At 39.7% G+C, this 13,767-nt stretch carries 9 protein-coding genes; 7 read left to right on the forward strand and 2 right to left on the reverse strand.

Annotation, left to right across the window (positions count from 1 at the left end; translation table 11 throughout):
• The first annotated feature begins 16 nt into the window (after positions 1-16).
• Positions 17-592, forward strand: a complete 576-nt coding sequence (locus tag BLO34_RS13635; protein WP_090756088.1) for a DUF3109 family protein — start codon at positions 17-19, stop codon at positions 590-592.
• Positions 593-1,059: 467 nt separating this feature from the next.
• On the opposite strand, the gene BLO34_RS13640 is transcribed toward BLO34_RS13635, so the two are convergent.
• Positions 1,060-2,850, reverse strand: coding sequence for a ribonucleoside-diphosphate reductase subunit alpha (locus tag BLO34_RS13640; RefSeq protein WP_090756089.1), 1,791 nt, complete (start codon positions 2,848-2,850; stop codon positions 1,060-1,062).
• A 2-nt stretch (positions 2,851-2,852) separates the two neighbouring features.
• Entirely contained in the window at positions 2,853-4,127 is a 1,275-nt protein-coding gene (locus BLO34_RS13645; protein ID WP_090756091.1) for a ribonucleotide-diphosphate reductase subunit beta, read from the reverse strand.
• Positions 4,128-4,653: 526 nt separating this feature from the next.
• On the opposite strand from BLO34_RS13645, the gene BLO34_RS13650 reads away from it, so the two are divergent.
• The 6 genes from BLO34_RS13650 to BLO34_RS13675 all read left to right on the forward strand — a co-directional run bounded on the left by BLO34_RS13650 (position 4,654) and on the right by BLO34_RS13675 (position 13,731).
• Positions 4,654-5,100, forward strand: a complete 447-nt coding sequence (locus BLO34_RS13650) for a ferritin-like domain-containing protein (protein ID WP_090756092.1) — start codon at positions 4,654-4,656, stop codon at positions 5,098-5,100.
• 247 nt (positions 5,101-5,347) lie between these two features.
• Positions 5,348-5,794 carry a ferritin-like domain-containing protein gene (locus tag BLO34_RS13655; protein ID WP_090756094.1) on the forward strand — a complete coding sequence of 149 codons (447 nt, stop codon included), beginning with the start codon at positions 5,348-5,350 and terminating at the stop codon, positions 5,792-5,794.
• A gap of 207 nt (positions 5,795-6,001) precedes the next feature.
• On the forward strand, positions 6,002-10,354 hold the full coding sequence (gene dnaE / locus BLO34_RS13660; protein ID WP_090756095.1) for a DNA polymerase III subunit alpha: 4,353 nt from the start codon (positions 6,002-6,004) through the stop codon (positions 10,352-10,354).
• Between the two features lie 630 nt (positions 10,355-10,984).
• Entirely contained in the window at positions 10,985-11,305 is a 321-nt protein-coding gene (gene trxA, locus BLO34_RS13665) for a thioredoxin (RefSeq protein ID WP_090756097.1), read from the forward strand.
• A 243-nt stretch (positions 11,306-11,548) separates the two neighbouring features.
• The gene (locus BLO34_RS13670) at positions 11,549-12,541 is read left to right on the forward strand and encodes an NADP-dependent oxidoreductase (protein WP_090756098.1); all 993 of its coding nucleotides are present in this window, start codon (positions 11,549-11,551) and stop codon (positions 12,539-12,541) included.
• Positions 12,542-12,801: 260 nt separating this feature from the next.
• On the forward strand, positions 12,802-13,731 hold the full coding sequence (locus tag BLO34_RS13675) for a DUF58 domain-containing protein (RefSeq protein WP_090756697.1): 930 nt from the start codon (positions 12,802-12,804) through the stop codon (positions 13,729-13,731).
• Positions 13,732-13,767 lie beyond the last annotated feature (36 nt).

A 13,767-nucleotide genomic window follows, 5' to 3' on the forward strand; every position in this document is an offset into this window, starting at 1 on the left:
ACTATAAAATAGGACTATGTTTCAGTTAGGGAAAGCCATTGTTTCTGATGATGTTTTGGATAAGGATTTTGTTTGTAATCTGACCGCGTGCAAAGGTATTTGCTGTGTCGCGGGAGAAGCTGGTGCACCATTGGAGCAAAAAGAACTTGATATTCTTGACAAAGAATATGAAAAAGTGAAACCTTATTTGAGAGCCGAAGGAATTGAGGCGATAGAATCTCAAGGAACCTGGATCGAGCGTGAGAATGGCGAGTTGGAAACTCCCTTAGTCAACAATAAAGAATGTGCCTATACCACCTTAAAAGAAGATGGTACCGCACTTTGCGGCATTGAGGCTGCTTACCGCGATGGAGCCACTCAGTTTTACAAACCACTTTCCTGTCATCTGTATCCCATTAGACTTCAAGAATACACGGACTTTACCGCAGTCAACTATCACAAATGGCAGATTTGCGATGATGCCTGTACACTAGGCGAAGAGCTAGGTGTACCTGTCTATAAATTTTTGAAGGAATCGCTTACGCGAAAATTCGGTAAGAAATGGTATGCAGAATTAGAAGAGATTGCGGAAATGAAGTCGCATAAGTCTTAGTTACCAGTTACCAGTCTCAGTTAGCAGATGGGAGCTAATAGAAAGCTAGCTGTTTGTATGTATGGATAGGCTCAGCACCTTTGGTTCTGTAACGCTGAATTTATTTCAGCGTCTCCTGACTTCATAGACAATTCTTGAACCTACTAAATAATCCGCAGCGTGCAGCTGCAAAGCACAATCACCTGAACTTCATTACAGGAGATGCTGACCTACGTCAGCATGACAATATTAATGAGATCTTTGCGGATTTTGCGTGAGGGATAGTAGTGAAAATCCTTTTATCAAGCTATGAGCGAGATAAAAGATTGTAACGAATAGCCCGACCGAGGCTATAGCGAGGTCACGCCCAAATCGAAAGAAAGCACTTTTCGCTACGCAATATTATCTAGGTCAACTCAAGTTCAATCCCATTAAAAAACCGTCTAATTATAATAACTAGACGGCTTATCAATATTAAAATAGAATCCTTAAGCCTCGCAGCTTACACATTCTTTCTTCTGCTTGAACTTCTGTGCGGCGTTCATACTGTGCTGGTAATATAAAGACTTCAAACCTAACTTCCATGCAGTAATGTGGATCTTGTTCACATCTTTAGTCGCCATATCTGGGTGAACGATGATGTTCACGGACTGTCCTTGGTCAATGTGATTCTGACGGTTCGCCGCTTGATAGATAATATCCATTTGATCCAGCTCGCTGTATGTTTTGAATACTGCTCTCTCGTTATCTGTCAAGAAATCAAGATGCTGTACACTACCATCATGGTTGCGTATGTCATGCCATACCTCTTTGGTATTCATTCCTTTTTCTTCCAACAATTCCACTAGATATGGATTTTTGATAGTAGTTTTGATTTTGGCAATGTCCTTCACATAAATATTGGACCAGATAGGCTCAATACCTTGAGAAACCTGACCTAAAATAAATGCACTGGATGTGGTTGGTGCCACAGCGTTAAGTGTTGCATTTCTACGACCGTAGCCCTTAAGCAATTCCGGCTCACCGAATTTTTGCGCCAACTCTTCACTTGCTTTGTAACTCTTGTCTTTAAGCGCCTTGAATATCTCGCTATTTAAATTGAAAGCTTCCTGACTATTGAAGGGTAGTTTTCTTGACTGCAACAGCGAGTGCCATCCCAGTGCTCCCAATCCTAAGGAACGGTTGTCCTTAGCAAAATTGTAGGCACGCTCCATAAATAAGAACGTCTGACGATCATCCAGTTTATCAGAATCACGGTAAGCTTCCAGTTTTTCCAAGAATTCTGTAATCACAGCATCAAGGAAGTAAACCATTGTTTCTACTGCATCTGTGTCCTTCCACTTATCGTAGTGTAACAAGTTTATACTGGACAGTACACAAACGAATGAATACTCATCACTCGATGGTAACATGATTTCTGTACACAAGTTACTTGCATAGATAGGCATCTTTTTGTCCTGATAGACGTCTGCAGCGTTGTTGTTTGCGTTGTCTGTAAAGAAGATGTAAGGATAGCCCATTTCACCACGAGATTGCAGTACACGTGCCCAGATGGTACGTTTTTTCTCATCGCCTGCGATCATATCTTCCATCCATGCATTAGTCACCGTCACACCGTGAGTCAACTCTTGAATAGGATTTCCTTCAGTTCCAATTTCTAGGAACTCGTTAATATCTGGATGTTCTACTGGAAGGTATGGTGAGAAGCGTCCACGACGTACGCTACCTTGACTTACCACATCTACCATTGATTCAAACAATCTCATGATATGAACTGCACCAGAGGCTTCACCATTGTTCTTTATCGCAGCACCACGGTGACGAATCTTTCCAAAGTAACCTGAAGTACCACCTCCTAGCTTAGACATCATCCCAACCTCAGATTGAGAATAAAGAATATTACCTATATCGTCATCGATATGAGAACCAAAACAACTGATAGGCAAGCCACGACGCTTCCCAAAGTTGGACCACACTGGCGATGCCAGCGAGTAAAACCCTTCACTCATATAACCGAAGAATTTATCTGCATATCCTGGAATTCCCAAGATCGTTTCTGCACGTTCTGCGATTTCTCTTATGCGACCTTCTGGTGTCGCACCTGGTGTCAAATAACCTGCTTCTAGAAAGTTGCGACTATTTTTATTGAGCCATTTAAAACCTTTTTCCTGTTTAGGTTTTGCGGTATTAAGTGCTTCTTTTCTGGCGTCTACCAGTTTTTGATTGGCATCAACTTTTAATTCTTGTTGTTCTCTTGTCGTGGTATTCTGTTCTTTCATAATTAAAATAGGTCGTCTTTGGTTACACTTTGGGCTCTCTTGGTATAGTTGATGGATCGCTTCACAAAGAAGTCTCCATGTTTTGTTGCAATAATTTCATCGTCAAACCATTCCGTTTGTGCGATGAGTTCTTGGTCGATTTCAAACACACGGTCAATGCCTATACTGGCAAGTGAATTATTAAATCGGTTTTTGATAAACTCGTTTACTACCGCTTTAGGCAGGAAGTCCAGTTCTCCTTCTTCAAATATCCAGTCCACAAGAGCACTTTCTGACTCAAAGGATTTGATACACATTTGCTTGATGCGCTCATGGTACTCTTCTGTAAACCATTCTGGCTTCTCGTCACGTAAGATTTTGATCAAGTCAATACCAAAGTCACCATGGATTTGCTCTTCCTTACTAGTGGCTTCTACCACATTGGAAATTCCCTTCAACATATTCTTGTGCTTGTTAAAGCCCATGATGATCAGGAACTGTGAGAAAAGGGAAACATGCTCGATGAAAAGGCTGAAAAGCAAAACTGCTTCTGCATAGCTCTGGTCATCGTCTGCTTTTGAGTTGCGCAATGCTGTTTCCAGATATTGCACACGCTTCATGATGACAGGTTTTTTCTTGAGGTTTTTAAACTCCTCATTCAACCCTAGAATCTCAATCAAGTGTGAGTAGGCATCTGCATGGCGCACTTCACTTTCTGCAAATGTGGAACCTACAGCGCCTATTTCTGGTTTAGGCATGCGGTGGTACAAATCACCCCAGAACGACTTGACAGCAATCTCTATTTGTGAAATCGCAAGCATGGTGTTTTTGATCGCACTTTGCTCTAGCGGTGTCAATCTGGATTTGAAATCCTGAATGTCACTAGTAAAATTATACTCGGTATGGATCCAATAAGAGTGTCTTATGGCAGGAACATATTCATACAGTTGTGGGTACTCGTATGGCTTTAGGTTGACACGCTTTTCAAAAATATCAGTCTTGCGCTCTATGGCACGTTGATTACGATATAGGATATAAGCTTTTGCCGCTTCATGAAACTCAGTGTCCATGAGTTTGTTCTCAACGATGTCTTGAACTTGTTCGATGGTAGGAATGTAATTGGGATCAATTTCCTTCCTTTTCATCAAGGTTTTGTAAACGGCTAATGCGACATTTTGCGCGTCTTCTTTTGTCCCAGAATTCACAGCGCTCAATGCCTTGAACACCGCGTTTGTTATATTGTTGAGATCAAAGGGTTTAACGCTAAAGTCTCTTTTTCTGATTTGTGTAATTTCCATGACCAAACTTTATGTTACTTGTGATATTTAAAAGTCGGAATAGATAACAGGAAATTTTAGTCAAATCGGGTTGCTTTCTTCACATGGTTATTAACATTGATTTAAGAGCACAAGCAGGCTGAAAAAAGTGACTAAAAGTAATCTGTTTCCTACGCCTGAATCCTGCATAAGTTGGTCGGTGTTAAAATGATTTTAATGGTATACGCTTTCGCGAAAGCGTCACTTTCATAATCTCAACTACACAAAAACGTTAGTTTGGTTCGTAATAAAAACCAGAAAACGGCCTGCAATTCATCTTACTTTTTATCTGCCTGAGGATCAGTAGAAATCTCATGAGTGTCTATTTCTTAAAAGCCCTATTAAAGAGAGCTTTATTTGAAAAGTCACGAACTCTTTATATGATTTGAACCAGATCTCAAATAGTTAATGCCGACCTAAACTTAAGCCAAACCAATCCCAACAACTGTACGAAACAACTCACGTAATAGTAAATTAGGGTCATAATTAATAACTAAAACAAACTATCATGAGCTATACAGATGAAGTAGGAAAAAAATTAAATGCATTGTTAGAAAAGAACTACGATGCAGAGGCAGGTTACAAAACTGCAAAGGATCAAGTTGATAATACTGTGTTGAAGGATTTCTTCGGGAAGCAGGCGCAGGAGCGTTACAACTTTGGACATGAATTGAAGGCAGAGCTTAAAAGCTTTGGCCAAGAGCCAGATAAGGGAACGAGTCTAGCGGGTGATGCACACCGTGCATGGATGAATATTAAATCCACATTTTCTGCAAACAGTGCAGACAGCATTCTTGAAGAAGCTATACGTGGTGAGAAATCTGCTATTGAAGAGTATAACGAGATCATTAACGACAGCACATTGCCACCTTCTACAAAAGGTGTATTGACAAAGCACAGAGATAATATCCAGAGCGCTTTGACAAATGTGAAGTCATTGGAGAAGACTTGGTAAACTAATCAGGTAACTAGATTTTTCCACTAAAAACAAAACCCATGTCTATTAAATGACATGGGTTTTTTTATGGAGTGATAACAGAACCATTCACAATTGTTAAATAAATTAACTTTCATCCTTTCACCAATGGTATAAGGTTAAAATCAGTATAAGATTGACTTAAACTAATGGTAATCAGTGTGTTTTGACCTTGTTGTTGTGTTATATTAAAGTATTACTAATTAAAACCATACAAACTAATATTATGAACTACACAGACAAAATAGGAAATAAACTAAACGAACTACTAGAAAAGAATTATGATGCTGAAGCTGGATACAAACTAGCTAAGGAAAAAGTAAACAATTCTAGATTAGAAAATTTTTTTGATACCCAACAAAAAGAAAGATACAATTTCGGGCATGAATTAAAAACTGAAATGAAAACTTGGGGACAAGAGCCAGATAAAGGGACAAGTGTGAAAGGAGATATGCACCGCACATGGATGAATATTAAATCCACATTTTCCAATAATAAGGAAGAGGCGATTCTAGAAGAAGCCATTCGTGGAGAGAAAAAAGCGGTAGAGGAATATAATGAGATCATTAATGATACAGATTTGCCCGCATCCACAAAAACGATTCTAACAAATCATAGAAATCGTATTCAAGAGACATTAAATAATGTCAATGTGATGGAAGCAACACACTAGAAATAGTTAACTACTCTACTTAAAATCTCGTCTCAATTTTTGAGACGGGATTTTTTGTGCATAAATCTTATCCAGTTGTGAATAAGTGTCTCGTAAAGAAACCTGCATTTGCCCTATATTTAAACTTCCCGAATTTTTCAATTTTGACAATTCAAATTACAGATAATCAGTTATTTGTAAATTAATAATCAAACGCCACACAGCCATATGTACTTAATCTTTGATACTGAAACCACTGGACTTCCTAAAGATTATAAAGCTCCTATAACAGAAACTGACAACTGGCCTCGCGTGGTACAGATCGCGTGGCAGTTGCATGACGATATGGGAAATTTGGTAGATCATCAGGATTACTTGATCCAGCCAGACGGTTTTGACATTCCCTATGATTCTGAGCGCATCCATGGAATTTCCACTGCCCTAGCACAAGAGGAAGGTCACCCTATAGTTGAGATTTTAGAGAAATTTAATGATGCTCTGGAAATGACCAATTTTGTCGTGGGGCATAACATCAAATTTGACTTGAACGTTACTGGAGCAGAATTCATTCGAGCACAAATCGAGAATAGCCTTCAGGAGTTACCGGTGCTGGATACTTGTACAGAGCATACCGCGCAACTGTGTCAACTGCCTGGTGGTAGATATGGGAAATTTAAGCTACCTAAGCTAGGCGAGTTACACGAGTTTTTTTTCAAGGAGTCTTTTGAAGAAGCGCACAATGCCACGGCAGACGTTGTGGCAACTACGCGTTGTTTTTTGGAATTGGTAAGATTGCAACAATATAGTGTTGCCCAATTAAAGCAGGATGCAGATTATTTAGTTCGCTTTCGCGAAAGCAATCCTTCCACCATACAACCTGAAGGAATTGAGCATACGAACCTAAAAGAGGCTTCGGCGAAACTGGTTTCCAACGATGAGCCAGAAATTTCAAAAGCAGAAATAAAGGAAAATCTGGACGAATTGAGCGATGTGCCATTTGCTCATTTGCACAACCACAGTCAGTTTTCCATTTTACAATCCACGGCTAGTGTTCAAGATCTAGTTCAGGCCGCCGCAGCAAATGACATGCCTGCCGTCGCAATGACAGACCATGCTAACATGATGGGAGCTTTCCATTTCGTAAAAGCTGTTAAGGCTCATAATGCTAGCATCGCAGGCGATGAAGAATCGCGTCTTAAACCTATCAAACCTATTATAGGTTGCGAGTTTCAGGTTTGCGAGGACATGAATGATAAGTCGGTTAAGGATAACGGCTATCAGATTGTCATGCTCGCCAAAAACAAAAACGGGTATCACAACCTCGCCAAAATGGCCAGTAAAGCCTATACGGATGGATTCTATTACGTTCCCAGAATTGATAGAAAACTGGTAGAGCAGTATAAGGATGACCTAATTATTTTGACTGGTAATCTTTACGGTGAAGTACCATCCAAAATTCTCAACGTAGGAGAAAAGCAGGCAGAAGAAGCCTTGTTGTGGTGGAAAGAACAATTCGGTGCAGATTTGTATGTGGAAGTTATGCGTCACGATCAGGAAGATGAGCAGCGATGCAATCAAGTATTGCTGGAGCTTGCCTCAAAACATGACGTAAAAATTGTTGCCACAAACAACACTTATTATATTGACAAGGCAGATGCCAATGCACATGACATATTGTTGTGTGTAAAGGACAATGAAAAACAGGCCACACCTATAGGTCGCGGTCGTGGCTATCGCTATGGATTGCCTAATCAGGAATATTACTTCAAATCCAGCGGTGAGATGAAGCAGCTTTTCAAGGACTTGCCACAGGCGATATTGAATGTGAAGGAAGTTGTTGATAAGGTAGAAGCTTACGAGCTGGCTCGTGACGTATTGTTGCCTGCATTTAAGATCCCGCAAGAGTTTGTGGATCCTGATGATGTGATTAATAAAACCAAGAATGGAGAAAACGCCTATCTAAGACATCTGACTTATGAAGGTGCGGCTTTGCGATACGGTGAAGATTTTAGCGATGAGATTAGAGAGCGACTAGATTTTGAACTTTCGGTTATTGCTAAAACCGGTTATCCAGGTTATTTCTTGATCACATGGGACTTTATTAAAGCAGCCAGAGAAATGGACGTGGCGGTAGGACCAGGTCGTGGATCTGCCGCAGGTAGTGCCGTAGCATACTGTTTAAAAATCACCAATGTAGATCCTATCCACTACGATCTACTTTTTGAGAGATTCCTGAACCCGGATCGGGTTTCTATGCCTGATATTGATATTGACTTTGATGATGAGAACCGTTATAAGGTGATGGACTATGTCATCGAGAAGTACGGTGCATCGCAGGTGGCTCAAATAATCACTTATGGTACCATGGCAGCAAAATCCTCGATTAGGGATTGCGCTAGAGCACTGGATTTGCCGCTGCAAGATGCTGATCGTGTTGCAAAACTTATCCCAGATTTTGCCAAGCTTAAAAAGATCTTTGCACTGGAAGACAATGAGATCAGCGGGAAATTTAGAGGTGATGATGCAGACATGGTTCGTGAACTACGCAGCCTCGCCGAAGGTGATGATCCCGTAGGAGAGATGTTGAAGCAGGCTAGAATACTTGAAGGATCTGTGCGCAATACAGGAGTTCATGCTTGTGGTGTAATCATCACGCCTGACGATTTGACCAATTTCGTTCCTGTAGCCACGGCAAAGAATTCTGATCTCTATGTAACGCAATTTGACAATAATGTAGTGGAAGATGCTGGTCTGTTGAAAATGGACTTTTTGGGCTTGAAAACCTTGAGCCAAATCAAAGACACCATTGCCATCATCAAGGATCGACACAATATTGAATTGGATATAGAGGCGATTCCGCTGGATGATGATAAAACATATGAATTGTTCCAGCGTGGTGAGACGACCGCGATTTTCCAATACGAGAGTGTTGGAATGCAGAAATATATGCGTGAACTTAAGCCTACGCAGTTTGCAGACTTGATCGCCATGAACGCATTGTATCGTCCAGGACCACTGGAATACATTCCTGAATTTATTGATCGTAAACACGGTCGTAAAGAGATCAGTTATGATCTTGATGCCATGGAAGAGTTCTTAAAAGAGACTTACGGAATTACGGTTTACCAAGAGCAGGTAATGCTACTGTCTCAAAAACTAGCCAACTTCTCCAAAGGTGATGCAGATGTCTTAAGAAAAGCCATGGGTAAAAAGCAAATGGCAACACTTCAAAAGATGAAGCCGCAGTTTCTGGATGCAGGAGAAGCAAATGGACACGATCGTACGATATTGGAAAAAGTCTGGAAAGACTGGGAAGCCTTTGCATCTTATGCATTCAACAAGTCACACTCGACGTGCTATGCGTGGATTGCCTATCAAACAGCTTACTTAAAAGCTAACTACCCAGCGGAGTTCATGGCAGCAACATTGTCAAACAACATGAACCAGATTAAGGATGTGACTAAGTTCATGGACGAGTGCCGTCGTATGGGACTGGAAGTCATGGGGCCTGATGTCAATGAATCGGTTTACAAATTTACGGTGAACCCAAAAGGAGCGATACGTTTTGGAATGGGAGCTGTGAAAGGTTTGGGTCACAATGCAGTAATGACGATCATAGAGAATAGAGAAGAAAGTCCTTACACCAGTATTTTTGATATGGCTAAGCGTATTGATCTACGAGCGGCAAATAAAAAATCATTTGAAGCACTCGCATTGAGTGGTGGATTTGACGGTTTGGGCGGCGATAATAGAGCGCAGTATTTCCATGAGGCAGATAATGGTCAGATGTTTTTGGAACAAGTGGTCAAGTACGCCCAGAAGTTTCAGGAGAATGAGAATAGCGCACAGGTTAGCCTATTCGGTGAGTCGAGTGATGTGCAGATTCCAGAACCACAATTACCTATTTGTGAGGAATGGGGAACGATGGAAAAACTCAAACGTGAGAAGGAAGTCGTGGGAATCTATATTTCTGGACACCCATTGGACGACTACAAAAAGGAAATAGATTTTTTCTGTAATTCAAATTTGTCGGTAATGACAGACTTGGAATCCTTAGTCAACAAGGAGTTAAGCTTTTGCGGTGTGATTACGGAATGCCGTCATCTTGTGAGCAAAGCAAATAAAGGTTGGGGAAGTTTTATCATGGAAGATTATAATGATAGCTATGAGTTTAGACTCTTTGGTGAAGATTATTTGAAGTTCAGACACTTTATAGTTCCTAACACATTTTTGTATGCGAAAATCAAGATCCAACAAGGCTGGATAGATAAGAATACTGGTAAGCCTAGAGATCCTAGAATCGTATTCACACACATGCAACAACTACAAGATGTGATGTCAACAGCGGCCAAAAGCCTGACCATAGAATTTCATGTAGCAGAATTGATGGAGAAACGAGTAGAATTACTCAAAGAAGTACTGGATAAACACAAGGGCGATCACCGTTTGCACTTTAATCTAAAAGATCATGAGGAGAAAATATCTATAGATATGTCCAGTAGGTTACACAAAGTCAACGTTACTGCAGAACTATTAGCAATGCTGGATGAAGCAGAGATCAATTATGGTGTTAAAGGATAACCTATCATAACCATTATTAAATAATATGAATGACTAGCTTAAAATTGTTCATACGATTTTTTGATGCTGTCATCATTTATATGATAACGGTTTCGGTTTTTTGGTTTTACTATTTTACGTTAGACACTCTTGGTGGTGAAGACCCATCGGACTCCTTTTTAAATTATTTTTATATTATTTGTGCTATAAGCTCAAGTGCTACTTTATCTATATCATTTGTATTCGATAGTAGAGTTGTAAAATCTTCCTTGCTGCTTATATCAATTATGTTGATTGCTTATTCCGTGGAGCTCTTAACGCAAGGCGCAAGTTGTAGATTTTATCAATACACTGGCTGGATTAGTATGTTTGCTTATTTCACCATCTTATGCCTTTCGTTTATTTTAATGATAAAGGTGGTTTTAAATTATACAAAGGTTCTGTACATTTCAATATTACCATTCATTATTGTTTTGATAGATTTTTATTACCTGTTTATTTCCTTTCAGATTATCGACTATCTTATTTACGTTTTAAATTTAAAGCTCATAATCACATAACCGCATACTTGTATAGGCAACTCTAATATAGGTTTAAGAAAACTGGCGTAGGATTTGCCTAACTTTGAATATAATTAATAATAAAGAAATCATGGCATTAGAAATAACAGATGCAAATTTTGAAGAAACAGTCCTTAAAAGTGACAAACCTGTTTTGGTTGACTTTTGGGCAGCTTGGTGTGGACCATGTCGTATGGTAGGTCCTATCATTGATGAGGTTTCTAGTGAATATACAGACAAAGCCGTAGTAGGTAAACTTGACGTTGATGCAAATCAGGAATTTGCAGCAAAGTATGGTGTACGTAATATCCCAACCGTTTTGGTATTCCAGAATGGTGAAGTAGTAGGCCGCCAAGTAGGAGTTGCTCCTAAAAATGCTTACACAGACGCATTGGATGAGTTGTTGAAATAATAACACTTTCCTTATAACTTCAAAGCTCATCATAACGATGGGCTTTTTTTATGCAGTGATGTTGATGTTTAGTTCGCTTTCGCGAAAGCGGAACAATTTAAAATCTTGATCTACAAATCAATTGCTTTTAGTTGAGCTAAAAGGTGCTTCTACCCAACAATAGTTTAACCAAAACCAACCCAGTTTTAAGAAAGTGCTGGCAGCTAACTCGCCCTAATCGTAATATCTTGAAAAGAAAAAACGATGAAAACCATACTGCTTAAAAATAGACCCGAAGGAAAGCCACAAACCTCTGATTTCGAATTTGTCGAGAGAGATAAGCCATCGCCAAAAGATGGAGAGGTTTTGCTAGAAACCAAATATGTATCAGTAGATCCATACATGCGCGGCCGCATGCGTGATGAGAAATCATATATCGAGCCTTTCAAGTTGGATGAACCCATACAATCTGCCATAGTTGCGGAGGTTGTGGAGAGCAAACATGAGAAATTCCAGAAAGGTGATTTCCTAACCGGAATGCTGCAATGGAAGGAATTTCAAACCAGCAATGGCAAAGGATTACGCAAGGTGAGCAAAGATAAAGTCTCTTTAAGTGCTTATTTGGGAGTTTTGGGAATGACTGGATTGACGGCATATTTTGGTTTGACCAGAATAGGAGAGCTCAAAGAAGGCGAGACGTTGCTAGTTTCTGGAGCTGCTGGTGCGGTAGGATCTGTTGTGGGACAAATTGGTAAAATTAAAGGATGTAAAGTCATAGGAATCGCAGGAACTGATGAGAAAGTAGAAATGCTCAAGAATGAATTCGGTTTTGATGATGCGATCAACTACGATAAAACCGATGACATGGCAGCTGCAATCAAGAAAGCAGCACCAGACGGTATAGATGTCTATTTTGACAATGTTGGAAGTTATACGCTGGATGCAGCCATGGAAAATATCAACCGTTTTGGTAGAGTGATCAATTGTGGTGCAATATCCCTTTACAATGAAACAGAACAACCTACAGGACCACGACTGGAAACCAAGATTGTCAAGAAAAGCCTCAAAATGCAAGGCTTCATAGTTCGCAATTTTGAGGAAGATTTTGAAGAAGGTATTGAGCAACTAAGCAGCTGGCTAAAAAGTGGCAAGCTTAAACACGAGGAAACGATCGTAGAAGGATTTGATGAGATCCCACAGGCATTTCTAGATTTGTTTGATGGAAAGAACAAGGGTAAAATGGTGGTGAAGGTCTAATTGCTGAAGTTTCTGTTTGAAATTGAAAGGTAGATTCTTAGTCTGTCTCGATAGATTGTTAACCTTTAGTAACTCATTCAAAACTTTTTAAATATATAGCTCTTGGCTATGCTCGAGCAAGCATCTTAAGAACTTAGAACTTAGAACTTAGAACTTAGAACTTAGAACTTAGAACTTAGAACTTAGAACTTGGAACTTGGAACTTGGAACTTGGAACTTGGAACTTGGAACTTGGAACTTTCAAACCTTATCTTCACTACATGGATCTGCAACAGGAACTGAACAAAACCTCTGGATTTAAGAACCTCGCATTACTGGCTAGCCAGGTAGTGGAAGGCTATATCAGTGGTATGCACAAATCACCTTTTCACGGTTTCAGCGCAGAGTTTGCGGAACATAAAATCTACAATCAAGGGGAAAGTACAAGACACATCGATTGGAAATTATATGCCAAAACCGATAAATACTACACCAAAAAATACGACGAGGAGACTAATTTAAGATGTCACTTAATTGTGGATAATAGTGCTTCCATGCACTACCCAGCAGTAAAGAGTCAGGAGTTGGGATCTTTGAATAAAATTGGATTTGCTTCACTGGCTACTGCAAGCATTATGAATTTGTTGAAAAAACAACGGGATGCTGTAGGGTTAAGTGTGTATTCCGATACCTATGAGTACTATGCTCCAGAAAAAGGAAGTGAGCGCCATCACACCATGTTGCTGGATCAATTAAATGGCGTCAGTGTTGAGAAGAATAATTTCAAGGCAACGGACACCTACAAATATCTACACGAGATCGCTGAAAACATCAAACGAAGATCCTTGATCATTCTATTCACAGATATGTTCCAAAATGATCGCCAGGAAGAGGAATTATTCGAGGCACTAAGACACTTGAAATATAATAAGCATGATGTCGTGTTATTCCACACCTACGATAGTGCAACAGAAATCAATTTTGATTTTGAGAATAGACCAACTCGGTTTATTGACGTGGAATCTGGAGAATATATCAACGTATATGCAGATAATGTCAAAGACTCCTATAAGGAATCTATCTCTATATATTTTGAAGAATTAAGAGTGAAGTGCGGTCAATACAGGATTAAATATGTTCCCGTAGATATTCAGAAAGACTTCAATGTGATTTTGACGACTTTTCTATTGGAACGTCAACTATTCAAATAAAAAAAGCCGATTTACTAAAAGTAAATCGGCAATTCC

This window comes from Nonlabens sp. Hel1_33_55 (assembly GCF_900101765.1).
GTDB lineage: Bacteria > Bacteroidota > Bacteroidia > Flavobacteriales > Flavobacteriaceae > Nonlabens.